At 59.5% G+C, this 23800-nt stretch carries 34 protein-coding genes; 13 read left to right on the top strand and 21 right to left on the bottom strand.

All coding sequences use genetic code 11. The annotated features are described in order from the left end of the window. The 7 genes from AC1DF8_RS35410 to AC1DF8_RS35380 all read left to right on the top strand — a co-directional run. A partial coding sequence (locus AC1DF8_RS35410; protein WP_478157436.1) for an SDR family NAD(P)-dependent oxidoreductase occupies positions 1-806 on the top strand: 806 nt, incomplete at its 5' end. Between the two features lie 154 nt (positions 807-960). After that, positions 961-1965 (top strand): ketopantoate reductase family protein, encoded by a 1005-nt coding sequence (locus AC1DF8_RS35405; RefSeq protein ID WP_478157434.1) that lies wholly within the window; start codon positions 961-963, stop codon positions 1963-1965. 114 nt (positions 1966-2079) lie between these two features. Then, positions 2080-2226 carry a hypothetical protein gene (locus AC1DF8_RS35400; RefSeq protein ID WP_478157432.1) on the top strand — a complete coding sequence of 49 codons (147 nt, stop codon included), beginning with the start codon at positions 2080-2082 and terminating at the stop codon, positions 2224-2226. A gap of 9 nt (positions 2227-2235) precedes the next feature. Then, complete coding sequence (dapA, locus tag AC1DF8_RS35395; protein ID WP_478157430.1) at positions 2236-3156, top strand: 4-hydroxy-tetrahydrodipicolinate synthase; 921 nt, start codon at positions 2236-2238, stop codon at positions 3154-3156. Between the two features lie 122 nt (positions 3157-3278). Further along, positions 3279-3464: a hypothetical protein gene (locus AC1DF8_RS35390; RefSeq protein WP_018115493.1), complete on the top strand. Its 186-nt coding sequence runs from the start codon at positions 3279-3281 to the stop codon at positions 3462-3464. 23 nt (positions 3465-3487) lie between these two features. Next, positions 3488-3751 (top strand): hypothetical protein, encoded by a 264-nt coding sequence (locus AC1DF8_RS35385; RefSeq protein WP_018115494.1) that lies wholly within the window; start codon positions 3488-3490, stop codon positions 3749-3751. 124 nt (positions 3752-3875) lie between these two features. After that, on the top strand, positions 3876-4178 hold the full coding sequence (locus AC1DF8_RS35380) for a DUF1883 domain-containing protein (protein ID WP_113013527.1): 303 nt from the start codon (positions 3876-3878) through the stop codon (positions 4176-4178). Positions 4179-4228: 50 nt separating this feature from the next. Here the strand turns inward: AC1DF8_RS35380 and AC1DF8_RS35375 are convergent, their stop codons facing one another. Together AC1DF8_RS35375 and AC1DF8_RS35370 are read right to left on the bottom strand one after the other, a co-directional pair. Continuing rightward, positions 4229-5545, bottom strand: a complete 1317-nt coding sequence (locus tag AC1DF8_RS35375; RefSeq protein ID WP_478157427.1) for a replication-associated recombination protein A — start codon at positions 5543-5545, stop codon at positions 4229-4231. Continuing rightward, complete coding sequence (locus AC1DF8_RS35370; RefSeq protein WP_478157425.1) at positions 5542-6942, bottom strand: DegQ family serine endoprotease; 1401 nt, start codon at positions 6940-6942, stop codon at positions 5542-5544. The genes AC1DF8_RS35375 and AC1DF8_RS35370 overlap by 4 nt, the downstream gene beginning before the upstream one ends. Positions 6943-7221: 279 nt before the next feature. On the opposite strand from AC1DF8_RS35370, the gene AC1DF8_RS35365 reads away from it, so the two are divergent. Beyond that, a complete protein-coding gene (locus AC1DF8_RS35365) occupies positions 7222-7572 on the top strand; it encodes a lysozyme inhibitor LprI family protein (protein ID WP_478157423.1) in 351 nt (116 codons plus the stop codon). Between the two features lie 6 nt (positions 7573-7578). Here AC1DF8_RS35365 and AC1DF8_RS35360 read toward each other — a convergent pair whose 3' ends face one another. Then, entirely contained in the window at positions 7579-8037 is a 459-nt protein-coding gene (locus tag AC1DF8_RS35360) for a MarR family transcriptional regulator (protein WP_018115499.1), read from the bottom strand. A 75-nt stretch (positions 8038-8112) separates the two neighbouring features. Here AC1DF8_RS35360 and AC1DF8_RS35355 point away from each other — a divergent pair, with 75 nt between their 5' ends. Next, positions 8113-8517, top strand: coding sequence for a GFA family protein (locus tag AC1DF8_RS35355; RefSeq protein ID WP_478157421.1), 405 nt, complete (start codon positions 8113-8115; stop codon positions 8515-8517). A 58-nt stretch (positions 8518-8575) separates the two neighbouring features. Here the strand turns inward: AC1DF8_RS35355 and ilvD are convergent, their stop codons facing one another. Continuing rightward, on the bottom strand, positions 8576-10414 hold the full coding sequence (ilvD, locus tag AC1DF8_RS35350) for a dihydroxy-acid dehydratase (RefSeq protein WP_018115501.1): 1839 nt from the start codon (positions 10412-10414) through the stop codon (positions 8576-8578). Positions 10415-10732: 318 nt separating this feature from the next. Between ilvD and msrP the strand changes: the two genes are divergently transcribed. Together msrP and msrQ are read left to right on the top strand one after the other, a co-directional pair. After that, entirely contained in the window at positions 10733-11680 is a 948-nt protein-coding gene (msrP, locus tag AC1DF8_RS35345; protein ID WP_018115502.1) for a protein-methionine-sulfoxide reductase catalytic subunit MsrP, read from the top strand. Next, a complete protein-coding gene (gene msrQ, locus AC1DF8_RS35340) occupies positions 11680-12339 on the top strand; it encodes a protein-methionine-sulfoxide reductase heme-binding subunit MsrQ (protein WP_183845847.1) in 660 nt (219 codons plus the stop codon). Before msrP ends, msrQ begins: the two co-directional genes overlap by 1 nt. Here msrQ and AC1DF8_RS35335 read toward each other — a convergent pair. Next, positions 12336-12764, bottom strand: coding sequence for a ribosomal maturation YjgA family protein (locus AC1DF8_RS35335; RefSeq protein ID WP_478157418.1), 429 nt, complete (start codon positions 12762-12764; stop codon positions 12336-12338). The two genes, msrQ and AC1DF8_RS35335, sit on opposite strands and share 4 nt — an antisense overlap. A 149-nt stretch (positions 12765-12913) precedes the next feature. On the opposite strand from AC1DF8_RS35335, the gene AC1DF8_RS35330 reads away from it, so the two are divergent. Together AC1DF8_RS35330 and AC1DF8_RS35325 are read left to right on the top strand one after the other, a co-directional pair. Next, positions 12914-13783, top strand: coding sequence for a DUF817 domain-containing protein (locus tag AC1DF8_RS35330; protein WP_478157416.1), 870 nt, complete (start codon positions 12914-12916; stop codon positions 13781-13783). A gap of 28 nt (positions 13784-13811) precedes the next feature. Further along, complete coding sequence (locus AC1DF8_RS35325; protein ID WP_478157414.1) at positions 13812-14195, top strand: VOC family protein; 384 nt, start codon at positions 13812-13814, stop codon at positions 14193-14195. Between the two features lie 75 nt (positions 14196-14270). Here AC1DF8_RS35325 and rplQ read toward each other — a convergent pair whose 3' ends face one another. The 16 genes from rplQ to rplN all read right to left on the bottom strand — a co-directional run bounded on the left by rplQ (position 14271) and on the right by rplN (position 23666). After that, the gene (gene rplQ / locus AC1DF8_RS35320; protein ID WP_007812897.1) at positions 14271-14693 is read right to left on the bottom strand and encodes a 50S ribosomal protein L17; all 423 of its coding nucleotides are present in this window, start codon (positions 14691-14693) and stop codon (positions 14271-14273) included. A gap of 179 nt (positions 14694-14872) precedes the next feature. After that, positions 14873-15883 carry a DNA-directed RNA polymerase subunit alpha gene (locus tag AC1DF8_RS35315; RefSeq protein ID WP_018115507.1) on the bottom strand — a complete coding sequence of 337 codons (1011 nt, stop codon included), beginning with the start codon at positions 15881-15883 and terminating at the stop codon, positions 14873-14875. A 97-nt stretch (positions 15884-15980) separates the two neighbouring features. Continuing rightward, positions 15981-16370, bottom strand: coding sequence for a 30S ribosomal protein S11 (gene rpsK, locus AC1DF8_RS35310; protein WP_003547577.1), 390 nt, complete (start codon positions 16368-16370; stop codon positions 15981-15983). Positions 16371-16503: 133 nt separating this feature from the next. Beyond that, positions 16504-16872, bottom strand: coding sequence for a 30S ribosomal protein S13 (gene rpsM / locus AC1DF8_RS35305; protein ID WP_018115508.1), 369 nt, complete (start codon positions 16870-16872; stop codon positions 16504-16506). A gap of 219 nt (positions 16873-17091) precedes the next feature. Beyond that, on the bottom strand, positions 17092-17742 hold the full coding sequence (locus tag AC1DF8_RS35300; RefSeq protein ID WP_112545215.1) for an adenylate kinase: 651 nt from the start codon (positions 17740-17742) through the stop codon (positions 17092-17094). Next, complete coding sequence (gene secY / locus AC1DF8_RS35295; RefSeq protein ID WP_018115510.1) at positions 17739-19079, bottom strand: preprotein translocase subunit SecY; 1341 nt, start codon at positions 19077-19079, stop codon at positions 17739-17741. Before secY ends, AC1DF8_RS35300 begins: the two co-directional genes overlap by 4 nt. 235 nt (positions 19080-19314) lie before the next feature. Continuing rightward, positions 19315-19788, bottom strand: a complete 474-nt coding sequence (rplO, locus tag AC1DF8_RS35290) for a 50S ribosomal protein L15 (protein WP_018115511.1) — start codon at positions 19786-19788, stop codon at positions 19315-19317. 16 nt (positions 19789-19804) lie between these two features. Next, positions 19805-20014, bottom strand: a complete 210-nt coding sequence (gene rpmD / locus AC1DF8_RS35285; protein ID WP_007812887.1) for a 50S ribosomal protein L30 — start codon at positions 20012-20014, stop codon at positions 19805-19807. 13 nt (positions 20015-20027) lie between these two features. Further along, entirely contained in the window at positions 20028-20597 is a 570-nt protein-coding gene (rpsE, locus tag AC1DF8_RS35280; protein WP_007812885.1) for a 30S ribosomal protein S5, read from the bottom strand. A 130-nt stretch (positions 20598-20727) separates the two neighbouring features. Beyond that, entirely contained in the window at positions 20728-21090 is a 363-nt protein-coding gene (gene rplR / locus AC1DF8_RS35275) for a 50S ribosomal protein L18 (RefSeq protein ID WP_018115512.1), read from the bottom strand. Between the two features lie 12 nt (positions 21091-21102). Further along, positions 21103-21636 carry a 50S ribosomal protein L6 gene (gene rplF, locus AC1DF8_RS35270; protein ID WP_018115513.1) on the bottom strand — a complete coding sequence of 178 codons (534 nt, stop codon included), beginning with the start codon at positions 21634-21636 and terminating at the stop codon, positions 21103-21105. A 41-nt stretch (positions 21637-21677) separates the two neighbouring features. Next, positions 21678-22076: a 30S ribosomal protein S8 gene (gene rpsH, locus AC1DF8_RS35265; RefSeq protein ID WP_004674934.1), complete on the bottom strand. Its 399-nt coding sequence runs from the start codon at positions 22074-22076 to the stop codon at positions 21678-21680. A gap of 12 nt (positions 22077-22088) precedes the next feature. Then, positions 22089-22394: a 30S ribosomal protein S14 gene (gene rpsN / locus AC1DF8_RS35260; RefSeq protein ID WP_018115514.1), complete on the bottom strand. Its 306-nt coding sequence runs from the start codon at positions 22392-22394 to the stop codon at positions 22089-22091. 32 nt (positions 22395-22426) lie between these two features. Further along, positions 22427-22984, bottom strand: a complete 558-nt coding sequence (rplE, locus tag AC1DF8_RS35255; RefSeq protein WP_018115515.1) for a 50S ribosomal protein L5 — start codon at positions 22982-22984, stop codon at positions 22427-22429. Beyond that, positions 22977-23285: a 50S ribosomal protein L24 gene (gene rplX, locus AC1DF8_RS35250; protein WP_018115516.1), complete on the bottom strand. Its 309-nt coding sequence runs from the start codon at positions 23283-23285 to the stop codon at positions 22977-22979. Before rplX ends, rplE begins: the two co-directional genes overlap by 8 nt. A gap of 12 nt (positions 23286-23297) precedes the next feature. After that, the gene (rplN, locus tag AC1DF8_RS35245) at positions 23298-23666 is read right to left on the bottom strand and encodes a 50S ribosomal protein L14 (protein ID WP_003573790.1); all 369 of its coding nucleotides are present in this window, start codon (positions 23664-23666) and stop codon (positions 23298-23300) included. Positions 23667-23800: the final 134 nt, after the last annotated feature.

The following is a 23800-nucleotide window of genomic DNA, read 5'->3' as shown; positions in this document are numbered from 1 at the left end:
GCTTTGGCGCGCTGATGACCAAGGACGCTCTTGCTGCCGGCGACGCTGTCGTTGCCACCGCCCGCAACCCGAAGACCATCACCGAACAGTTCGGCGATCATCCGAACCTGCTTGCCGTCGCTCTCGACGTTACCAATGAAGGCCAGGCCAAAGAGGCCGCCGCTGCTGCCGTTGCCCGCTTCGGACGCATCGACATCCTCGCCAACAATGCCGGTTACGGCCTGCTCGGCGCCGTCGAGGAAGCAACGGCAGAGGAGATCGAGAGGATCTACGCCACCAACGTCTTCGGCCTCCTGAAGGTTACCCGCGCCGTGTTGCCCTATATGCGCCGTCAGCGCTCGGGCCATATCCTGAACTTCTCCTCGATTGGCGGCTATTACGGCTTTCCTGGCTGGGGTGTGTATGGCTCCACGAAATTCGCCGTCGAAGGCCTGTCGGAATCGCTGGCGACCGAGGTCGAACCGTTCGGCATCAAGGTCACGATCATCGAGCCCGGCTTCTTCCGCACGGACTTCCTTCATGACAATTCGCTGGCGATCAGCCCGGCTTCCATCCCCGATTATGCCGGTACGCCAGCTGGCAACATGCGCGACTTTGCGGCGAGCGCCAACCACGCTCAACCGGGCGACCCGGCCAAGCTAACCGCCGGCATTATCGAAATGGTGAACGCCGCCAACCCGCCGCTGCGCATGCCTTTCGGCAGCGATACGGTCGCCAAGATCGAAGAGGAACATGCCAGCGTGGAGAAGGAACTGGCTCAGTGGCGTCAGCTCGCGGTCTCCACGGACTTCGAACAGACGGCCTAAGACGGTCTGGCCTTTCCCGACAACAACAAGCGTGCCTGTCGGCGCGCTTGTTTCATTTCCGCGTGAAGAGCGTTCGAAAGGTCAAGATTTTCATTCGTCCTGCCACGTCGATGGCCTATGTCTACCGCGTCATCAGCAACAGGAAGAGACAGGAATGGCGAGCACATCGATCTGTATTTACGGAGCAGGCGCTCTTGGAGGCGCGATCGCCGTCAAGCTTGCAAGCCGGCTCGGCGACAATGCTACAGTCTCCGTCGTTGCCCGTGGCGCGCACCTGGAAGCGATCCGGAAGAACGGTCTTTCCCTGCATGAAGCGGATTCGGACAAACCGATCAATGTGCGGATCACAGCAACCGACGATCCGACCACGCTCCCACCGCAGGATCTCATCATCACCGGCCTCAAGGGCCATCAGCTGGGACCGGCGGCCGGGGGCATGGCCACGCTGCTGAAGGGCAATACACGCGTTGTCATGGTCCTGAACGGGATTCCCTGGTGGTATTTTCATCGCGATACGCAAAGCGGCCATGCCGAGCTGCAGTTCGACGAACTGGATCCCGGCGGGAAACTGTGGCGCCTGATCGGCCCGGAACGAGTGATCGGCTGCGTGGCTATGCAAGGGGCGGAAGTCATCAACCCAGGCGAGATCCGACTTTCCAATAGAGGCCRTTTCGTGCTCGGCGAACCCTCCGGCGAAATGTCAGCCGATCTCGAATCCGTTGCCGGCCTCCTTGCCGGGGCCGACCTCAATGTCTCGACCACACAGCGCATTCGCGACGAGATCTGGAACAAGCTGACGGGCAATGCGGCGTTCAACCCGATCAGCGCACTGACGCGAGCCTTGATGACCGACATCATGGCCGATCCCGCGCTGTTCGAGATGGTCGGCAAGATCATGAACGAAGTGCGCGCGGTCGGCAGCGCGCTTGGCGCAAAATTCAGCATCAGCATCGAGGAAAGGCTGCAGCAATCGCGTCACATCGGCCCGGTGCGCACTTCGATGCTGCAGGATCTGCTCGCCGGCAAGGCGCTGGAAATCGTGCCGCTCGTCGGTATGGTCGTGGCACTCGGGCGTACCGCCAACGTGCCGACCCCCGTCTCGGAGGTCGTACTGGCGCTGGTAACGCAGCTCGACAAGGAAAACCAGCGCGGCGGCTGATGTCGCATCTTTATGTGATTCCTATATCTTCGATTTCCACTCCGAATGGATTTCCTATCGGAGGCGGCAGTAGCCTTTGCCACAACAGCAAAGGTTACCGCCATGCGAGATGTCATGTCCCCTCAATATCTGCCGCTTCGCCCGCACCGCATCACACGCGGCAATCGGCAAATGCGCGAGAAGCGCACGGCTCAGGCGCTGACGATCTTCGGCATCGTGCTCGCCTGCGTGGAACTCTACGTCATCCTCGGCTCGCTCTGAGGCCTTATCATGAACAATACCGGAAGACTGCGCCCGGGCGGCGCAATCACCGCGCTCGTTACGCCGTTCCACAACGGCGAGGTCGACGGGGCGGCACTGGAAGCTCTCGTTGAATGGCAGGTGCTGAGCGGCGTCGATGGACTCGCTCTTTGCACGGCGGCGGGTGAAGGGCTCAGCCTCTCACCGCAGGAACGCCGCATGGTGCTCGACATCTGCGTCCGGGCCGCGGCGGACCGTATTCCGGTGATCGCCGCGGCCGGTACCAATTGCACCGAAGGCACGATCGCCCTGATACGCGATGCGGAAGAATGCGGCGCGCGCGCCGTGCTTGTCACCGTGCCCTATTATTCCAAGCCGGGGCAAAAGGGCATTCTCCATCATTTCCAGCAAATCGCCGCTGCAAGCAATCTGCCAATTCTGGTCGAGAATGCACCATCGCGCACGGCGAGTGATCTGACGGTGGAAACGCTGGGGCGATTGGCCGAGCTCGATGCGATTGTCGCCATCGTCGATGCGACCGGGGATATCGCCCGCTTCGCCAACCTGCCACCGGCACTGCGACATCGGTTCCGCTTCCTGTCCGGTCATGACGGCACGGCGCTTTCATTTCATCTTGCTGGTGGTGACGGCATCGTATCGGCGGCTGCCAATATCCTCCCGCGCCTCGTCACCTCGCTGCAGCAGGCGGCTTATGGGAGCTATATCTCCGCTGCACTTGCGCTCAGCGACAGGCTGCATCCTCTGCTGACGGCGCTTGGGTCGGAGAGTGATCCTGCCCTGCTGAAATACGCGCTGCAGGTGCTGCGCGCCGCGGAGGCCGATCTTCGCCTGCCACTCGTACCGGCCGACGCGGATAGCCGCTTTGCGATCGTATCGGCGCTTTCTCCCTTTGTCGGTGGCGGCACCCAGCGCATCGCGCTATCCCTATGAGATTTTAATGTTTTTGCTTGCGGCGCCAAATGGAAACCCTATCCGCCGGCATCTATCTTGATGATCGTGACACCGCCGCAGCCATCTTACGGCGGTTGAGTTAGACTTCGAAAGGACAAACGATGTCACGCCTGACTGATACGCCTGCCAAGACTGACCCGCTGCAACGTAGCGAAAGCGCCTGTGCAGGTTCGACTGATCCCTCTCATCCGCTGTTTGCCGGCCTGGTCGCCGTTGCACCGCGGCTCGGCGCCGTCATGGCTTTCGCCGGGCTCGTGCAGATGAGCTTCCACCTGATTTCTCAGTAAGAGCCGGACAGAGGATCACGACCATGGCAAATGCACAGCAACGCCGGCAGATTCCGGCTCCCGTCACAATCCGCCCCGCCCGCTTCACCGTCGGTCGCGACAAGGGCGGCCGCTGGATCGTCCAGGATCGCGAGGGACTGGTAGGAGGTCTCTTCATCAATGAAGCTGCAGCCCTCCATTTCGCGGCGGAAGAATGCAACCACAATCCGGATGAGATCTGCCGTGCGGCAACGGGCATCGTGCTCGATTTTGCACCTGTTGCGCGCAGCACCGGCAACATCCACTGAATACTGTGCCGTTCCTGCCATTTTGAAACAGCAGGAACGGCAACAGGCCGAGGATTTCCAACTTTTCCTTAACCGCCAGCCTGATAGAGTCCCGCTTGCAGAGACTACATATGCCGCGAGACCGATGCCGAAACCGAACTTCCGCTTCACCCATTACGATATCAAGGAACAGCGCGCCGGAACGATCGTCGAGGTGTCACTGAGCGCCGTGAACAATGTGCGGCTGATGACGGCTCCTAATTTTCAGCGGTTCACCGAAGTGCTCGATTTCAAATATATCGGCGGCGTCGCGCGCAAGTCACCGGTCAGGCTCGCCATCCCCGAAAACGGCCACTGGCATATCGTTGTCGACATGGAAGGCCATCATGGGCTGGCGGATTCTTCCGTCAAGCTGATCGCTGCTCCAGCAGCACAGAAGCGCGCCTGATTTTTGCGCAGCCCAATTTCAGCGCGGCCCGATTTCGGCGCGGCCCGTTTTCAGCGCAGATTGCGCTCCTTGCGAAGTTTTGCCCACCAATCCAGCCGTTTGCGAATCTCGCGTTCGAAACCGCGTTCCGGCGGATCGTAAAAAGTCTGGCGACCCATCTTTTCGGGAAAATAATCCTGACCTGAAAAGGCATCCGGCTCATCGTGATCGTAGCGGTAGCCTTCGCCATATCCCTCGCCCTTCATCAGCTTCGTTGGCGCGTTGAGGATATGCTTCGGCGGCAGCAGCGAGCCGTTCTGCTTGGCGGCGATCGTCGCTGCCTTGAAGGCGGTATAGACGGCATTGGATTTCGGGGCGGTCGCAAGATAAACGCAGGCTTGCGCGAACGCCAGCTCGCCTTCCGGCGAACCGAGATAGTCATAGGCATCCTTGGCGGCGTTGCAAATGACCAGGGCCTGCGGATCGGCAAGCCCGATATCCTCCACAGCCATGCGCACCAGCCGCCGTCCGAGATAGAGCGGATCCTCGCCGGCATCGAACATGCGGGCGAGATAATAGAGCGCGGCGTCAGGGTCGGAGCCGCGGACCGACTTGTGAAGCGCCGAGATCAGATTGTAGTGACCGTCCTGCGCCTTGTCATAGACCGGGGCTCGGCGCTGGACGATGCGCGTCAGCCCCTCGGTATCGAAAGTCTCGCCCTCGCGGGCGGCGCGCCAGACTTCCTCAGCCAGCGTCAGCACCGCGCGGCCGTCGCCATCGGCCATGCGGATCAGGCTGGCGCGCGCATCCTCGGTAAGCGGCAACGGCCTGCTTTCGACCATCTCGGCGCGTTTCAGCAGTTCCTCGAGGCTGTCTTCCTCATGCGACTTGAAGGTCAGCACGCGGGCGCGCGACAGAAGAGCGGCGTTGAGCTCGAAGGACGGGTTTTCCGTCGTGGCGCCAACGAGAATGACCGTGCCATCCTCCATGACTGGCAGGAAACTATCCTGCTGGGCGCGGTTGAAGCGATGGATCTCGTCGACGAAAAGCAGCGTCTGGCGGCCGTCCATGCGGCGCATACGGGCTGCTTCAAAAACCTTCTTCAGGTCGGCGACACCGGAGAAAATTGCCGAGATCTGTTCGAAGGCCAGGCCCGCCTCGCCCGACAGCAGCCTCGCGACTGTCGTCTTGCCCGTACCGGGTGGCCCCCAGAAGATCATGGAGCCGAGAGAGCCGCTCTCGATCATGCGGCGCAGAACGCCATCCTCACCGGTCAGATGTTCCTGACCGGTGACTTCGCCAAGCGTCTTCGGCCGCAGACGATCGGCAAGCGGCCGCCGGCTGGCGACCTCTTCCGGAACACGCGGCGCGAAGAGGTCATCACTCATCGGAAGAACTGCCTGATGCGCTGACCATCGCGTTCGATCTCGACCCGCCAGAGGCTGGGATCGGAATCGGCGATCTCCTGCAGGTCACGGCTGGTTTTGACTTCGGCCCCATTGATCGACACGACGATATCCTTCGGCTCGAAGCCGAGCCGGGAAGCGGGAGAACCGCCCTCGACGTCGGCGATGACCACACCCGTCGAATCGAGCGGCATCCTCAGCTCATCGGCCACACGCGGCGAAAGGTTTTCCACGACCGCACCTGTAAAGGGCGTGCGTCCGCCGATCGTGCGCTGATCGCGGGGCTGGGTTTCCGGCGCACGGGCAAGGGCAAGCACTATCTGCTGCTCACGCCCGTTTTCCATGACCGTCAGGTTGACCGACTTGCCGAGGCCAGCTGTCGTCAATCGATAAAGAAGTGCATCCGGATGCTCCACCGAGACGCCATCGACTGCAGTGATGACCTCGCCCGCCTTGAGGCCGGACTTGGCTGCCGGGCTATCCGCAGTGACCTTGGCGATCAGCGCGCCGCGTGCCTTGTCGAGGCCGAGCGCGTCTGCGACCTCAGAGGTCACCGGATCGAAGGTAGCGCCGATATAGGGCCGCTCGAAGGACTTGACGCCTGAATCGGCAGAGGTGAGAAAAACCTTGACCAGATTGGCGGGGATCGCAAAGCCGATACCGTTCGATCCGCCGCCGCGGGAAAAGATCGCAGTGTTGATGCCGATCAGTTCGCCTTTCATGTTCATCAGCGCGCCGCCGGAATTGCCAGGATTGATCGACGCATCTGTCTGGATGAAGAAGCCGAACTCGTTCTTGACCACCTGGTTGCGGGCAAGTGCCGAAACGATGCCGCTGGTGACGGTCTGGCCGACGCCGAAAGGATTGCCGATCGCCAGCACGAGATCGCCGACTTCCACTGCATCGGAATTGCCGATCGGCAGTGTCGGGAAATCCGCCTTGCTATCGATCTTCAAGACCGCGAGATCGAGGCGGTCGTCACGCAGGACGACCTTGCAGGGGAATTCGCGACCGTCCGACAGCGCCACCTTGATGTCGTCGGCGCCCTYGACGACATGATTGTTGGTCACGACGGTCCCGTTCCCCTCGACGATGACGCCGGAGCCGAGCGAAGACTGCTTTTCGGAGCGGTTCGGCATCTGCTGACCGAAGAACTGCTCGAAAAAGGGATCGCCGGCAAAGGGCGACTGCCGCTGAACAGTCTTTTCAGCATAGACATTCACGACAGCGCCCGAGGTCTGCTTGACCAGCGGCGCGAAAGAAAGCTGCATCTGCATCTGGCTTTCCGGCACTGTCTTGGTCTGCGCCTGGGCGTAGGCGGGCAGCAGGAGCGTTAGTGCCAGAAGCGAAACGGAGGCGTGCTTGGACAGGCCTTGCATGGGAATCCTTTTGAAATGCTCTTACGAAAAATGTTGTAGCGCCCGACGCTAGAAAGGAAAGGGGGCGGAAGCATGGAAGGTAGAGGCATCGCGGATTTGGGAATTTGAATCAGCAAAATCAAGCAGGTTACTGATATCTAAGCTCAAATGCAGGACGCAGTCACCGATCAGGGACATCAGCTTGGAAGCAGGCCGATGGGTTCGATCCTTGCCGTAAGACGGAGTTGCATCATCTTTGCCGTGAGGCCGAAACAGAGTGCCCTTACAATTGGAGAGAATATGAAGACCACCATCCTATCCGCTGCCATCTGCGCCACCCTCTTCGCCCTGGCACCGAATGGCGCACGGGCGGCAAGCTTCAACTGCGATGCGAAGGAGTTGCAGCCGGATGAGAAGGTGATCTGCGAGGACCGGTCGCTCAATGATGCCGATGTGAAGATGGTGACGACTTTCGAGCTGCTGTCGGGTCTGCTGGCCATGGGCGCGCGCGGTACGCTGCAGGACGAGCAGACCGCATGGCTCAAGAAGCGGCAGGCCTGTGGCGCGGATGCAGCCTGCATCGGCGCGGCCTATCAGGATCGGTTGAAGCAGCTCGGCGAGACCTACAAGAACATCAATCGCCCGCTCTGAGGATGTTCAGCCCTGATCTCTTCCGCTCTGGAACTCGGCGATCATTTCGTTGATGATTCCGACTGCCTGGTGAAGGCGGTCCTCGCCGTAGTTGGACCCATGTTCGTTCGCCCAGACCGTCTGTCGCGCTGCGATATCAGCAAGAGCGCTCTTGCCCGCCTCCGTCAGTTCCATGAGTTTGGCGCGCTGGTGGACGGGATTGACGCGGTAGGCAATCAGCCCCTCGCCTTCCAGAAGATCGGCGATACGCTGCACACCCTGACGTGCGAGGCCAAGCGCACGCGCAGCATCTGCAACCGACATGGGCGCATGGTCGGCCGCGGCGAGCACCTGCCAGCGCGCGCTGGTCTGCCCCGCGGGCCTGGCAAGCGCATCGCCTTCCGTCTGCAAGTGGGCCGAGAGCCGGATCACGGCGATGGAAAGAGCGGCAAAGGCATCGCCTTCAGGCGTTCGTTTCTTGATCATATTGACAACATATTGTCATTCATTGATAATGACAATATGTTGTCATATCACATGGCTATGCGCAAGGAGGAGCACATGAAGAAGACCTATCACGGAAGCTGCCATTGCGGCCGGATCCGCTACGAGGCCGATATCGACATTCAGGCCGGGACGGGAAAGTGCAATTGCTCGATCTGCTGGAAGCTCCGCTACTGGGGCACGAACATCAAGCCAGAGGATTTCCGCCTGTTGTGCGAGGAGACAGGCATCAGCGACTATCAGTTCGGAACCTTCTCCGGGCATCATCGCTTCTGCGCCAATTGCGGGGTGCCTGCATATGGCGACGGTTACATCGAGGCAATGGGCGGCGCCTATGTCTCGATCAATCTTGCCTGCCTTGACGATCTCGATCCCGCCGAGCTTGTGGAGGCGCCGATGCAATATTTCGACGGCAGGAACAACAGCTGGTGGACCGTTCCGGCCGAAACGAGACATCTCTGAAAAAGAAAGAGCAGCTGACTCTTAATCAGCTGCTCCAACTAATCTGCGAAAAGCCCGATTATCGCGCGTTCAGATCGCGTACCGCGCCGCGATCGGCGCTGGTTGCGAAGGCCGCATAGGCCTTGAGCGCGGTCGAGACGTTGCGCTTGCGCGGCTCGGCCGGATGCCAGCCCTTCTGATCTTGCTCGGCGCGGCGGGCGGCAAGTTCCGCATCGTCGACACGCAGGCTGATCGTACGGTTCGGGATATCGATATCAATCATGTCGCCTTCGCGTACCAAGCCGATCGTGCCGCCGTTTGCCGCTTCCGGCGAAGCATGGCCGATCGAAAGACCTGAGGTGCCGCCGGAAAACCGACCGTCGGTGATCAGCGCACACGCCTTGCCGAGGCCCTTCGACTTCAGATAGCTCGTCGGATAGAGCATTTCCTGCATGCCGGGGCCGCCTTTGGGGCCCTCGTAGCGGATCACGACGACATCGCCGGCCTTGACCTCATTGGCGAGGATCGCCTTGACGGAAGCATCCTGGCTTTCGAAAACGCGGGCCGGGCCAGAGAATTTCAGGATCGATTCATCGACACCTGCGGTCTTCACGATGCAGCCGTCAACCGCCAGATTGCCCTTGAGGACAGCAAGGCCGCCATCTTTGGAGAAGGGATGTTCCACGGAACGAATGACGCCGCCTACGCGGTCGGTATCGAGTTCGTCCCAGCGGGCTTCCTGGCTGAAGGCAACCTGTGTCGGTATGCCGCCGGGAGCGGCACGGTAGAAGTTGCGGACGGTATCGCTGTTGGTGCGGGTAATATCCCAACGATCGATCGCATCGCCGAGCGTCTCGGCATGAACCGTCGGGCAGTCGCGGTTGAGGAGGCCACCCTTCTCGAGCTCACCGAGGATCGACATGATGCCGCCGGCGCGGTGAACATCTTCCATGTGAACATCGGACTTGGCGGGCGCGACCTTGGAAAGGCAGGGAACGCGGCGCGACAGCGCGTCGATGTCGGCCATGGTGAAATCCACCTCGCCTTCATGCGCAGCTGCCAGGATGTGCAGAACCGTATTGGTGGAGCCGCCCATGGCGATATCGAGCGCCATGGCATTCTCGAAAGCCTGTTTGGAGGCAATCACGCGCGGCAGGGCCTTCTCGTCTTCCTGCTCGTAATAACGACGAGCGAGATCGACGATAAGGTGGCCGGCTTCAACGAAGAGGCGCTTGCGGTCCGCATGCGTTGCAAGCGTCGAGCCGTTGCCGGGCAGCGAAAGGCCGAGCGCTTCCGTCAGGCAGTTCATGGAGTTTGCGGTAAACATGCCGGAGCATGAACCGCAGGTCGGACAGGCCGAACGCTCGATGACCTTGACGTCTTCATCGGAAATCTTGTCATCGGCAGCAGCGACCATGGCGTCAACGAGGTCGAGCGCATGGGTCTTGCCATGCAGGACGACCTTGCCGGCTTCCATAGGGCCGCCGGAGACGAAGACCGTGGGTATGTTGAGGCGCAGCGAAGCCATCAGCATGCCGGGTGTGATCTTGTCGCAGTTGGAGATGCAGACCATGGCGTCGGCACAGTGCGCATTGACCATGTATTCGACGCTATCGGCGATCAGCTCGCGCGAGGGCAGCGAATAGAGCATCCCATCATGGCCCATGGCGATGCCGTCATCGACGGCAATTGTGTTAAACTCCTTGGCCACACCGCCCGCCGCTTCGATTTCGCGGGCGACCAGCTGGCCGAGATCCTTGAGGTGCACGTGGCCGGGCACGAACTGCGTGAAGGAGTTGACCACAGCGATAATCGGCTTGCCGAAATCAGAATCCTTCATGCCCGTGGCGCGCCAAAGGCCGCGCGCGCCCGCCATGTTGCGGCCGTGGGTGGTGGTTCTGGAACGATAAGCTGGCATCGGTGTCTTCCTCAATATCCAGGAATTGTCTGGCGATGCCGGGCGGCAAGGGATTTGCGAAGGCCGGGCAGTCGCTGCTTTTTGGAATTGTCCTAATCCAATCGGCCCAAGCTGTCACTACCGCGAATGCCCAAAGCGGTACGGGCCGCACCATCAGGCACATACGGATACCAGGGCACTTTTGTTACCGTCTATTCCATCACGGACGAACACAAAAAATTGGCTTTTCGTCCCTAAGATTCAAGGCATACACACTGATCCAAAGCGCGCTATCTGCGTCTAAAGATTCACGGGTCGCCCCGCCCAGGAGGAATTCGAATGCCAGCCTATCGTCCGCCCAAGATCCGCTCCTCGGAGATCACACCGCGCGAGGCCTACCTGAAGCGCCGGGAATTTCTCGGCGCTGCGACGTTTGGCGCGATGGCGCTCTACGGCGCCGGCAAGGCGAGTGCGGCAGCGCTTACGACCGTCAAGAGCAAGTACACGGTCGACGACAAGCTGACGCCGATCAAAGACGTGACCACCTACAACAACTTCTACGAATTCGGCCTCGACAAGGGCGATCCTGCGGCACTCTCCGGCAAATTCAAGCCGCTGCCCTGGACGATCAAGGTCGACGGCATGGTCAACAAGCCCGGCACCTTCGATATCGAGGCGCTGATGAAGGAGTTCCCGATCGAGGAGCGCGTCTATCGCATGCGCTGCGTGGAGGCCTGGTCGATGGTCATTCCGTGGGACGGCTTTCCGCTCGCCTCACTTCTCGACAAGGTAGAGCCGCAGGGCAGTGCCAAATATGTTGCCTTCGAGACGGTCGTGCGCCCGGAGGAGATGCCCGGCCAGGCCGGCCTCTTCCAGTCGCTGAACTGGCCCTATGTCGAGGGCCTGCGCATGGATGAGGCGCGCCACCCGCTGACGCTGCTCGCCGTCGGACTCTATGGCGAAACGCTGCCGAACCAGAATGGCGCGCCGGTGCGCCTCGTCGTGCCGTGGAAATACGGCTTCAAGGGCATCAAATCGATCGTGCGCATCACGCTGACCGACCAGCAGCCGAAGAATACCTGGCAGGTCACCAATCCGCAGGAATACGGCTTCTATGCCAACGTCAATCCTGCTGTCGACCATCCGCGCTGGAGCCAGGCGACCGAGCGGCGCATCGGCGAAAGCGGCTTTTTTGGTGCCAGTCGCCACCCCACCCTGCCCTTCAACGGCTATGCCGACGAAGTTGCCAGCCTCTACGACGGCATGGATCTGAGGGTGAATTTCTGATGACGGCGTTTTCGCTCGCCATTCCGAAGCGCTGGCAGCCTGCCTCAGTCTGGCTGCTCTATGTCGTCGGGCTCGTGCCCGCCGCCTGGTATTTCTACCTCGGCGCGACGGATCAGCTCGGTGCCGATCCGGTGAAGACATTCGAGCTCTTTCTCGGCATCTGGACGATTCGTTTCCTGATCCTGACGCTTGCCGTCACCCCTGCCCGCGACCTTCTCGGCTGGAATTACCTGCGCTATCGCCGCGCGCTCGGTCTTCTGACCTTCTACTACGCGCTGATGCATTTCACCGTCTACATGGTACTCGATCAGGCGCTGGATATCGCTGCTGTGATCGACGACGTCGTGAAGCGTCCCTTCATCATGTTCGGCATGGGTGCATTGGCGATGCTCGTCCCGCTTGCCATCACATCCAACAATTTCTCGATCCGCAGGCTTGGCAAGAACTGGATCTGGCTCCATCGCCTCGTCTACATCATCGGTGCCTCAGCCGCGCTGCACTTTGCGCTGTCGACGAAGATCCTCGACCTCGAGCAGTATATTTATATCGGACTGATCATCGCTCTCATTCTCTACCGCTCCTACAAGCCGATCGGGCGGAGCCGCAAGAAGGGACAAGTGCGGCCACGCGGCCGTACTGCAGCATCGACAGCGTCTTAGAGGTCTGCGTCGACCTGCAAAGACGATGATGACCTGCGCGCGGGGTCAAGCCCGTAAGCGACTGCGATCCCGATAGTGTATGCGACGATATTCCAGAGCGAGAATACCCGCCCCAACAGCAAGGCACCCGCGGTCGTCAGTCGAAAGGCATCCAGCCAGGGCGCATGATATAGACGGAACAGCTCGACGCAGATGGCGGCAACAAGCGCCGTCGCGGCAATTGCCGCCGGTCGAATTCCCCTATGGGGACCCGCAATCAAAACGGCCAGCAGGAAATAGACCATCGCCCCCCAGAGCAGTGATCCACCATATTTGACGAAGACGAAGGGCAAATCGACGGAATAGCCGAAGCGCCTGAGCATCAGGCCCGAAATGATGATCAGGAATAGGGCTGCGAGGCGCTGCAACTGCCTGCCTTGAATCATTCCGCTCAATTGCAATCGACCACCATGATCTCAACTGATTTGAACGCCTAATTGCGAAGCAGCAAATTATCAAGCTGGTGCTGTCCTGGCTTAACCGAGCCTGATAGCTTCCTACTGCTTCGAAACGAGCCCGGATCAGTCGCAAGAACATGCCCAAAGTTGCCGCACTTCAAGGATTGCTTCCTCTACTGGACAAGCATCTGATCGACCAACCGGCCGATCTTCTGCGCAGCGGCATTGAACGTTTCGTTCTTGAATTCTTCTATTTCGGCGTCAAGGAAGCCCGGGCCTGCCTCTTCGCGGGTCTGTTTTTTCTGTCGGTTTTTCTGGTGCCGCGTGCAGGCATCATCGGCATCCCGCGCTACGATCTGCTGCTGATCATCGCTCTTGCCATCCAGACATGGATGGTCTGGGCAAAACTCGAAACCATCGACGAATTGAAGGCGATCTCGGTCTTCCATCTGGTCGGTTTTGCGCTGGAGGTCTTCAAGACTTCAGGCAACGCGCCATCATGGAGCTACCCCGATTTCGCCTACACCAAGCTGTTTGGCGTGCCACTCTTTTCCGGCTTCATGTATGCGGCTGTCGGCAGCTATGTCATTCAGGCCTGGCGCCTTTTTGATCTGCGCGTGAGACATCACCCACCTTACTGGATGGCCGGGCTGATGGCCCTGGCGATCTATGCCAACTTCTTCACACATCACTATATCGGGGACTATCGCTGGTACATTGCCGCCTGCACGCTCGGCCTCTATGCGCGAACGACCGTGGTCTTCAGACCCTATGATCGGGACCGCAAAATGCCCCTGCTTCTCGCCTTCGGCCTGATCGGCTTCTTCATCTGGCTTGCAGAGAACATCAGCACCTTCTTCGGCGTGTGGCGCTATCCGAACCAGATCGGCGCCTGGTCGACCGTGCACATCGGCAAATGGAGTTCGTGGTGCCTGCTGGTAATCATGACGTTCACGATCGTCGCCAATCTGAAGCACATCAAACACAAGATCCACGTGCCCGATTGAACCTCTCAGTCCATGAGGAGGATGAGACTTGATTGACCATATCACCGTCGCCGTCAGCGATCTCACGAAGAGCAGGGTCTTTTATGAGAAAGCCTTCGCGCCTTTGGGGTATACGCTGTCTTTTGGGAAAGAAGAGGTATTCTGGGCTTTCGACATCGGCAATGGCTGCCTGTTCGAGATCCAGCAAACCGATAGCACTGCGCCTCTGACGCGTATTCACGTGGCCTTCCGCGCCAATGACAGGGCGGAAGTCGATGCTTTCTATCAAAGCGCGCTGGCAGCCGGCGCGCAAGATAATGGTGCACCTGGCCCGCGCCCGGACTACACGCCTCACTATTACGCCTGCTTCATTCTCGATCCCGACGGCTACAATATCGAAGCCATGATCAATCAGCCGCCTGAGAAAGCTTGAGCGGGAGCGATCTCAATCGCAAAACGAAAAAAGCCGGGCAGAGCCCGGCTTTCCTGTTTCCGTAACCGGAAATTCTTATGCAGCGACAGACTGCTCTTCAGCAGCGACGCGAGCCTTGTCGGCTGCGCCCTTTGCGTAGGTGTCGCGGTCAACGAATTCGATGACGGCGAGAGCGGCATTGTCGCCCTGGCGGAAGCCGGCCTTCATGATACGCAGGTAGCCGCCGTTGCGGGTAGCGTAACGCGAAGCGATCGTGTCGAACAGCTTGTTGACGACAACAGCGTCCTTGATCTGCGAGATCGCCTGACGACGAGCGTGCAGGTCGCCGCGCTTGCCGAGGGTGACGAGCTTCTCGACGATCGGACGGATTTCCTTGGCCTTCGGCAGGGTCGTAACGATCTGCTCGTGGGTGATGAGCGAAGCCGCCATGTTGGCGAACATCGCCTTGCGGTGGCTTGCAGTTCTATTCAGCTTGCGGCCGGCTTTACCATGGCGCATTGCTATTCTCCTTTAATGCAGTGCCCTTACTTCGTTACCGGGCCTGCCGTTTCCTGGCACATGCAGGCGATATGCCTGCTGTTTGACTGGAAAAGGCAGCCGTTAAGAACCTGCCTTTTTGTTATGTTCTGCGATCGGCGTGCGGGCGGAAAACCGCTTCACACTTTTCCTCACGCCGCTCAGTACTGGTCTTCGTAGCGCTTGGCGAGATCTTCGATGTTCTCGGGCGGCCATGCCGGCACTTCCATGCCGAGGTGCAGGCCCATGGAAGCGAGAACTTCCTTGATTTCGTTCAGCGACTTGCGACCAAAGTTCGGGGTGCGGAGCATTTCTGCTTCGGTCTTCTGAATGAGGTCGCCGATGTAGACGATGTTGTCGTTCTTCAGGCAGTTTGCCGAACGAACGGACAGTTCGAGCTCGTCCACCTTCTTGAGGAGTGCCGGGTTGAAGGCCAGTTCGGTGACTGCTTCTTCTTCGGCTTCCTTCTGCGGTTCGTCGAAGTTGACGAAGACGCCAAGCTGGTCCTGGAGGATGCGAGCCGCGAAAGCGACGGCATCTTCGCCGGAGACAGAGCCATCGGTTTCGATGGTCATGGTCAGCTTGTCGTAGTCGAGAACCTGTCCTTCGCGGGTGTTTTCAACCTTGTAGGACACCTTCTTGACCGGCGAATAGAGGCTGTCGACCGGGATAAGACCGATCGGAGCATCTTCCGCACGATTGCGCTCTGCCGGCACATAGCCCTTGCCATTGTTGACGGTGAACTCCATGCGGATTTCGGCACCCTCGTCGAGCGTGCAGATGACATGCTCGGGGTTGAGGATTTCGATATCGCCGACCGTCTGAATGTCGCCAGCCGTTACAACACCCGGACCCTGCTTGCGCACGACCATGCGCTTGGCATCGTCACCATCCATCTTGATGGCGATTTCCTTGATGTTGAGTACGATGTCCGTAACGTCCTCACGAACGCCCGGGATCGACGAGAATTCATGCAGCACGCCGTCGATCTGCACGGCCGTAACAGCGGCACCGCGCAGAGAGGAGAGCAGAACGCGGCGCAGCGCGTTGCCGAGGGTGAGGCCGAAACCGCGCTCGAGCGGCTCTGCAACGAGAGTCGCCTTGGTGCGCGAGCTCGAAGAGAACTCCACCTTGTTCGGCTTGATCAATTCCTGCCAGTTTTTCTGAATCATGTTTTAGCCTTCCGTTCGTTGCCACCATCCAATCGTGGCAACCGAGCTTGAAAACCACCGGGAGCGCAGAGGCGCTCACCGGTGACGATAGCGATGATCAGACGCGGCGCTTCTTGCGCGGACGGCAGCCATTGTGCGGGATCGGGGTCACGTCGCGGATGGACGTGATCATGAAACCGGCAGCCTGGAGCGCGCGCAGAGCCGATTCACGGCCGGAACCCGGGCCGCAGACTTCGACTTCAAGCGACTTCATGCCATGTTCCTGAGCCTTCTTGGCGCAGTCTTCGGCAGCGATCTGGGCAGCGAACGGGGTCGACTTGCGCGAGCCCTTGAAGCCCTTGGCGCCAGCAGACGACCAGGCAATCGCATTGCCCTGCGCGTCGGTGATGGTGATCATCGTGTTGTTGAAGGTCGAGTTGACGTGAGCGACACCCGACGAGATGTTCTTACGTTCGCGACGGCGAACGCGGACGGCTTCCTTAGCCATGGTATTCCTTTCTTGGATCTCTTCACCGCCGTAATCCCAGCGGCTACACCGGAACAGCGCCTATATGGCCCCGCTCCAAACTCAAAAGAGGCCGGCGCAGACCGCCAGCCTCCCCATCCCGGTTTCCCGGAAATTACTTCTTCTTACCAGCGATCGCCTTTGCCGGGCCCTTGCGGGTACGGGCATTGGTGTGCGTGCGCTGACCGCGGACCGGAAGGCCGCGACGGTGACGCAGGCCGCGGTAGCAGCCAAGGTCCATCAGACGCTTGATGTTCATCGAGGTTTCGCGACGAAGATCACCTTCGACCTGGTAGTCGCGGTCGATGGTTTCGCGGATCTGAAGAACTTCAGCGTCCGTGAGCTGATGAACGCGGCGATCAGCCGGAATACCGACCTTTTCGATGATCTCCTGCGCGAATTTCTGTCCGATCCCGTGAATGTAGGTCAGCGCGATGACGACGCGCTTTGCAGTCGGGATGTTGACGCCAGCGATACGTGCCACGCCTATTCTCCTTGCATTCCAGTTGCCATCCGGCAATAGGGCTTCGTTATGCAGCCAAAGGCCGCTCGTTCAAATTCGGGTTCGTAACATCGCAAAACGACCGAACCCGGATTTCCTTCGGGAAATCCGCGCCGATCGCAGGGAATGTCGCGAGTTGGCGCGGTTTAGCGGAATCAGTGCAAAAAAGCAACCGTTCCCGCCAAGTTTATTTTCAAAGCTTTAAAGCTTGGAAAGAATGCCTTCGATCTCGGTGGTAACCTGATCGATTTCGGCCATGCCATCCACGGACTTCAGTTTGCCCTTGGCGTAGTAATAGCCGATCAGCGGCGAGGTTTCCTTGTAGTAGACCTCGAGACGCTTGGTCATTGTCTCGGCATTGTCGTCAGGACGACGCTTGAAGTGGGTCGAGCCGCACTTGTCGCAGACGCCTTCCTTGACCGGGACCTTGTCGGAGTCGTGATAGACAGTACCGCATTGGGCACAGGAATAACGGCCTGCCACCCGGCGGACCAGCTCCTTGTCGTCGACACGGAATTCGATAACGACAGAGAGATCGAGACCCTTGGCCTTCAGCATCGCCTCTGTGGCATCTGCCTGCACAAGCGTGCGCGGGAAGCCGTCGAGGATGAAGCCGTTAGCGCAATCGGGCTGGTCGATTCGCTCGGATACGATGGCGTTGACAATCTCGTCCGAGACCAAGTTTCCGGCGTCCATGACAGCCTTGGCGCGCTTGCCGACTTCAGTACCTGCCTGAACGGCGGCGCGCAGCATGTCACCCGTGGAAAGCTGTGGAATGCCATGCTTTTCCACGATCCGCTGGGCCTGGGTCCCCTTACCCGCGCCCGGCGGCCCCAAAAGTATAAGTCTCATCGCCCCCTCTTTCCTCCACGCAACTTCGATTTCTTGATCAGGCCTTCGTACTGCTGTGCAATCAGATGGCCCTGGATCTGCGCCACCGTATCAAGAGTTACGCTAACCACGATCAAAAGCGAAGTCCCACCAAGGGATAATGGAATGCCGGTTTGCGACACCAGAATCTCAGGAAGGATGCAGACGAAGACGAGATAGATTGCGCCGATCACCGTGATACGGGTCAGCACGTAGTCGATATATTCGGCCGTACGATCACCCGGGCGAATACCGGGGATAAAGCCGCCATGCTTCTTCAGGTTATCGGCCGTGTCCTTCGGATTGAAGACGATGGCCGTGTAGAAGAAGGCGAAGAAGGCAATGAGGCCGGCATATAGAACCATGTAGAGCGGCTGACCGTGGCCAAGTGCTGCAACGATCGAAGTGGCCCAGGCCGGCATTGCCGTCGAGCTCGCAAAGCCTGCAAGGGTCGCCGGCAAAAGAAGCAGCGAGGATGCAAAGATTGCCGGGATGACGCCCGAGGTGTTGAGCTTCAGCGGCAGATGCGAAGTGTCGCCCTGGAACATGCGGTTGCCGACCTGACGCTTCGGATACTGGATCAGCAGGCGGCGCTGCGCACGTTCGACGAAGACGATGACGGCAATGACCGCGATCGCGACGACGATGACCAGCAGAATGAGGCTTGTCGACAGCGCGCCGGTACGGCCGAGTTCCAGCGTGCCGGCAAGGGCGGTCGGAAGACCGGCTGCGATGCCCGCGAAGATGATCAGCGAAATGCCGTTGCCGATGCCGCGCGAGGTGATCTGCTCACCGAGCCACATCAGGAACATGGTGCCGCCAAGCAACGTCAGAACGGTCGAAATCTTGAAGAACCAGCCCGGATCGACAACGAGGCCATTGCCGCTCTCGAGACCAACGGCGATGCCGTAGGCCTGGAGCGCACCGAGGATGACCGTGCCGTAGCGGGTATACTGGTTGATGATTTTGCGGCCCTGCTCGCCTTCCTTCTTCAGGTTTTCGAGCGCCGGCACGACCGAGGTCATGAGCTGCACGATGATCGAAGCGGAAATGTAGGGCATGATGCCGAGGGCGAAGATCGCCATGCGCTGCACAGCGCCGCCCGAGAACATGTTGAAGAGGCCGAGAATACCGCCTGCCTGACCCTGGAAAGCCTGGGCATATGCCTGCGGATTGAGGCCTGGAAGCGGAATATGGGTGCCCAGCCGGTACACAAGGAGAGCTGCCAGTGTGAACCACAGGCGCTTCTTAAGATCCTCAGCTTTGGCGAAGGTCGAAAAATTGAGGTTTGAAGCCAGTTGTTCCGCTGCAGAAGCCATGCGTTTCTCCGCGCTACCAATTCCGGGCGCTCTCGAGTCGGCCGGCACCGGAATCAGTATGAATTTCTTTTAAAAACCGGGCTTCGGACGGATTGCTGGCGCAACCCTATGCCTCACCCTCGTTTCCAGTCTTACCGTCTCGACGCGGACGCGTCCAAGCAGGTTTTTGTGAGGCTCACATATGGGAGCAAAATCGCCCGGTGTGAAGCACCCCGGGCGATATATCATCAGTTTATTATTCTGCCGCTGCGGCAGAAAGAAGCGTTACCTTGCCGCCAGCCTTTTCGATCTTCTCGACGGCAGGCTTGGAAGCGCCTGCAACTTCGAGCGTGATCTTGGCCTTGAGCTCGCCGTCGGCGAGAACGCGAACGCCGTCCTTGGCACGGCGGATGACGCCGGCAGCCTTCAGAGCAGCTGCATCAACGGTTGCCTTCGCGTCGAGCTTGCCGGCATCGACGGCAGCCTGGATGCGTCCCAGCGATACGACGACGTAGTCGGCTGCGAAGATGTTGTTGAAGCCGCGCTTCGGCAGGCGACGGTAGATGGGCATCTGACCGCCTTCGAAGCCGTTGATGGCAACGCCCGAACGGGACTTCTGACCCTTTACACCACGACCACCGGTCTTGCCGGAGCCCGAGCCGATACCGCGGCCGAGGCGCTTGCGGCTGTGGGTAGAGCCTTCGTTGTCTTTAATTTCATTGAGTTTCATGAGCGTTACTCCGGGCTCACTTCTCGTCGACGACGCGAACGAGATGCTGGACTGCACGGATCATGCCACGAACGGCCGGAGTATCTTCCAGCGTGCGGCGACGGTGCATCTTGTTCAGTCCGAGACCGATCAGCGTACGCTGCTGGACGTCCGGACGGCGAATCGGGCTGCCGATCTGTTCGATCGTGACAGTCTTCGCTTCAGCCTTCTTGGTAGCCTTGGCCATTGGTCAGCTCCTCTTATTCTTCAGAGGCGTTGCCAGAAGCGGCACGGCGAGCCTGAAGCGTAGCATACTTGATGCCGCGCTGTGCTGCGATGTCCTTCGGGTGAACCTGGTGCTTCAGAGCGTCGAAGGTGGCGCGAACCATGTTGTAGGGGTTCGACGAACCGGTCGACTTGGCGACGACGTCGTGGACGCCGAGCGTTTCGAAAACGGCGCGCATCGGACCACCGGCGATGATACCGGTACCGACCTTGGCCGAGCGCAGCAGAACCTTGCCGGCGCCATGACGACCATGAACGTCGTGATGCAACGTACGGCCGTCACGCAGCGGTACGAAGATCAGTTCGCGCTTGGCGGCTTCGGTAGCCTTGCGGATGGCTTCCGGCACTTCGCGTGCCTTGCCATGGCCGAAGCCTACGCGGCCCTTCTGGTCGCCAACGACGACGAGTGCTGCGAAACCAAAACGACGGCCGCCCTTGACGACCTTGGCGACGCGGTTGATCGCGACAAGCTTGTCGACGAATTCGCTATCGCGCTCTTCGCGGCTCTGGCGGTCTTCCCGCTGCGGCCTTCTTTCCTGTGCCATTGTCCTCTTCCTTTTTCTTTTCCGGGTGCAATCGGCAAACAAAACGAGGACCGCATCGGCTTCCGCGAGGGAACGATTTGCGGTCCGGTGAAATCCGGCCGAAGACTATGAAAGCTTCGGCCGGAAACTATTAGAAGGTCAGACCGCCTTCGCGGGCTGCATCCGCCAGGGCCTTGATGCGGCCGTGATAGATGAAGGCGCCACGGTCGAATACGACCTCGGTCACGCCTGCCTTCGAAGCGCGGTCTGCAACGAGCTTGCCAACGAGGGCAGCTGCTGCGGTGTCGGCACCGGTCTTCAGAGAACCGCGCAGATCCTTATCGAGCGTCGATGCAGCGGCAAGGGTCTTGCCAGCAACATCGTCGATAACCTGAGCGTAAATGTTCTTCGACGAGCGATGAACCGACAGGCGCGGACGGCCATTGGCCACCGACTTGAGATGACGGCGCACGCGGTTGGCACGACGTGCAAGTGCTTCTTTCCTGCTAGCCATTTCGCGTGATCCTTACTTCTTCTTGCCTTCTTTGCGGACAATCCGCTCTTCGGCATACTTGACGCCCTTGCCCTTGTAGGGCTCCGGACCGCGGTATTCGCGGATCTCGGCGGCGACCTGACCGACCTGCTGCTTGTTGATGCCGGTGACGACGATTTCCGTCGGCTTCGGCACAGCGATCGTGATGCCCTGCGGGGGTTCATAGACCACGTCGTGGCTGAAACCGAGAGCCAGCTGCAGGTTCTTGCCCTGCAGCGAAGCGCGGTAACCAACGCCGTTGATTTCAAGCTTGCGCTCGAAGCCGTCCTTGACGCCCTTGAAGATGTTTTCGATCATCGTGCGGGACATGCCCCACTTCGAACGAGCTTCCTTCGTCTGGCTGATCGGCGCTACGACGACCGCATTGTTTTCGAGCTTTACGCTGATTTCGTCGTTTGCGACGAAAAACAGCTCACCCTTCGGGCCCTTAGCGGTAACCTTCTGGCCATCGACCGTAGCCGTGATCCCAGCAGGCACCTGAACGGGCTTCTTACCGATACGAGACATGTTTCAATCCTGTCTGTTCGCTATGGAGACCCTGCGCAGTCTTAGAAGACCGAGCAGAGAACCTCGCCACCAACGTTCTGTTCGCGAGCCTGGTGATCGGCCATCACGCCCTTCGGGGTCGAAAGGATGGTGATGCCGAGGCCGTTCGCGACCTGCGGAATGGACTTGACCGAGACATAAACCCGGCGGCCCGGCTTGGACACACGGCCGATCTCACGGATCACCGATGCGCCTTCATAGTACTTGAGTTCGATGTTCAGTTCGGACTTGCCGTTGCCGAAATCGACGACGGAATAGCCACGGATGTAGCCTTCGGACTGGAGAACATCGAGAACACGTGCACGGAGCTTGGAAGCAGGCGTCGAAACCGACGACTTGCGACGCGAAGCACCGTTGCGGATACGGGTGAGCATATCGCCCAACGGATCAGTCATTGTCATCTAACCTGCTCCTTACCAGCTCGACTTGACGATGCCCGGCACCTTGCCGAGATTGCCCAGTTCGCGCAGCGCGATACGCGACATACGCAGTTTACGGTAGTAAGCGCGCGGACGACCGGACACTTCGCAACGGTTGCGAATGCGGGTCTTCGATCCGTCACGCGGCAGGGATGCCAGCTTGATCGAGGCCTTGAACCGCTCTTCGATAGGAAGAGCCTGGTTCATGATGATCGCCTTCAGGGCAGCGCGCTTGGCGGCCTGGTTTGCGACCGTATTACGGCGGCGCTTGTTCTTTTCAACTGCGCTTGTCTTCGCCATGTCAGGTTCCTTTTCTACGCTCGTCGTTACGGTTACTGACGGAACGGGAAGCTGAACTCCGTGAGGAGCGTGCGAGCTTCGTCGTCGGTCGTGGCCGTCGTGCAAACGATGATGTCCATGCCCCACATCTGATCAACCTTGTCGTAGTTGATTTCTGGGAACACAATGTGCTCCTTGATGCCCATGGCGAAGTTGCCACGGCCGTCAAAGCTCTTCGGGTTCAGGCCGCGGAAGTCGCGAACGCGCGGAAGCGCGATGTTGACCAGGCGATCCAGGAACTCGTACATGCGGGCGCCGCGCAGGGTGACCTTTGCGCCGATCGGCATGTTTTCGCGGACCTTGAAGCCAGCGATAGAGTTGCGTGCGCGGGTGATGACCGGCTTCTGACCAGCAATGGCGGCCAGATCGGCGGCAGCAACGGTCGGCTTCTTCGAGTCAGCCGTGGCTTCGCCCACACCCATGTTGATAACGATCTTGTCGAGCTTCGGGATCATCATCTCGTTGGCGTAGGAGTACTTCTCCTGAAGCGCCTTGCGGATCCGCTCGACATATTCCTTCTTGAGCCGCGGCTCGTACTTTGCCTCAGCCATCGATCACTTCTCCCGAACGCTTGGCCACGCGGACCTTCTTGCCGTCAACAACCTTGAAGCCGACACGGGTCGGCTTGCCGTCCTTGTCGATGATCGAGACGTTGGACAGGTGGACCGAAGCTTCCTTGGAAATAATCCCGGCTTCCTGGGTCTGTGTCTGGCGCTGGTGGCGCTTTACGAGGTTTACGCCGCGAATGACGGCGCGATCTTCCTTCGGCAGGACCTGGAGGACTTCGCCGGTACGGCCCTTGTCCTTGCCTGCGAGCATGACGACCTTGTCGCCCTTACGAATCTTCTGCATCGTTCCCGCTCCTTACAGTACTTCGGGAGCCAGCGAGATGATCTTCATGTGGTTCTTCGCACGCAATTCGCGCGGAACCGGTCCGAAGATACGGGTGCCGATCGGCTCTTTCTTGTTGTCGATGAGGACTGCTGCATTGGTGTCGAAGCGGATGACAGAGCCATCCGGACGACGGATGTCCTTGGCGGTGCGAACGACAACCGCCTTCATCACGTCACCCTTCTTCACACGGCCGCGCGGAATAGCTTCCTTGATCGAAACGACGATAACGTCGCCGATCGAGGCATACTTGCGCTTCGAGCCGCCCAGCACCTTGATGCACATGACACGACGTGCGCCGGAATTATCCGCGACGTCGAGGTTTGTTTGCATCTGAATCATATCAGGTCGCCTTCTTGTTCTTACCGGAATGGTTGGGCAAAGCCCCCTCTTCCGGCTTATGAAAATTGTCTACCGGCCGCTCGTCACGAGGACAGCGAAAACGCGGCAATAGCTTGAATAGCGCGGGATAGATC

The sequence above is a fragment of the Rhizobium sp. 05N49 genome, from assembly GCF_056396805.1.
The sequence above is the reverse complement of the archived record's forward strand: the minus strand, read 5'-3'. Positions and strand labels throughout refer to the sequence as shown.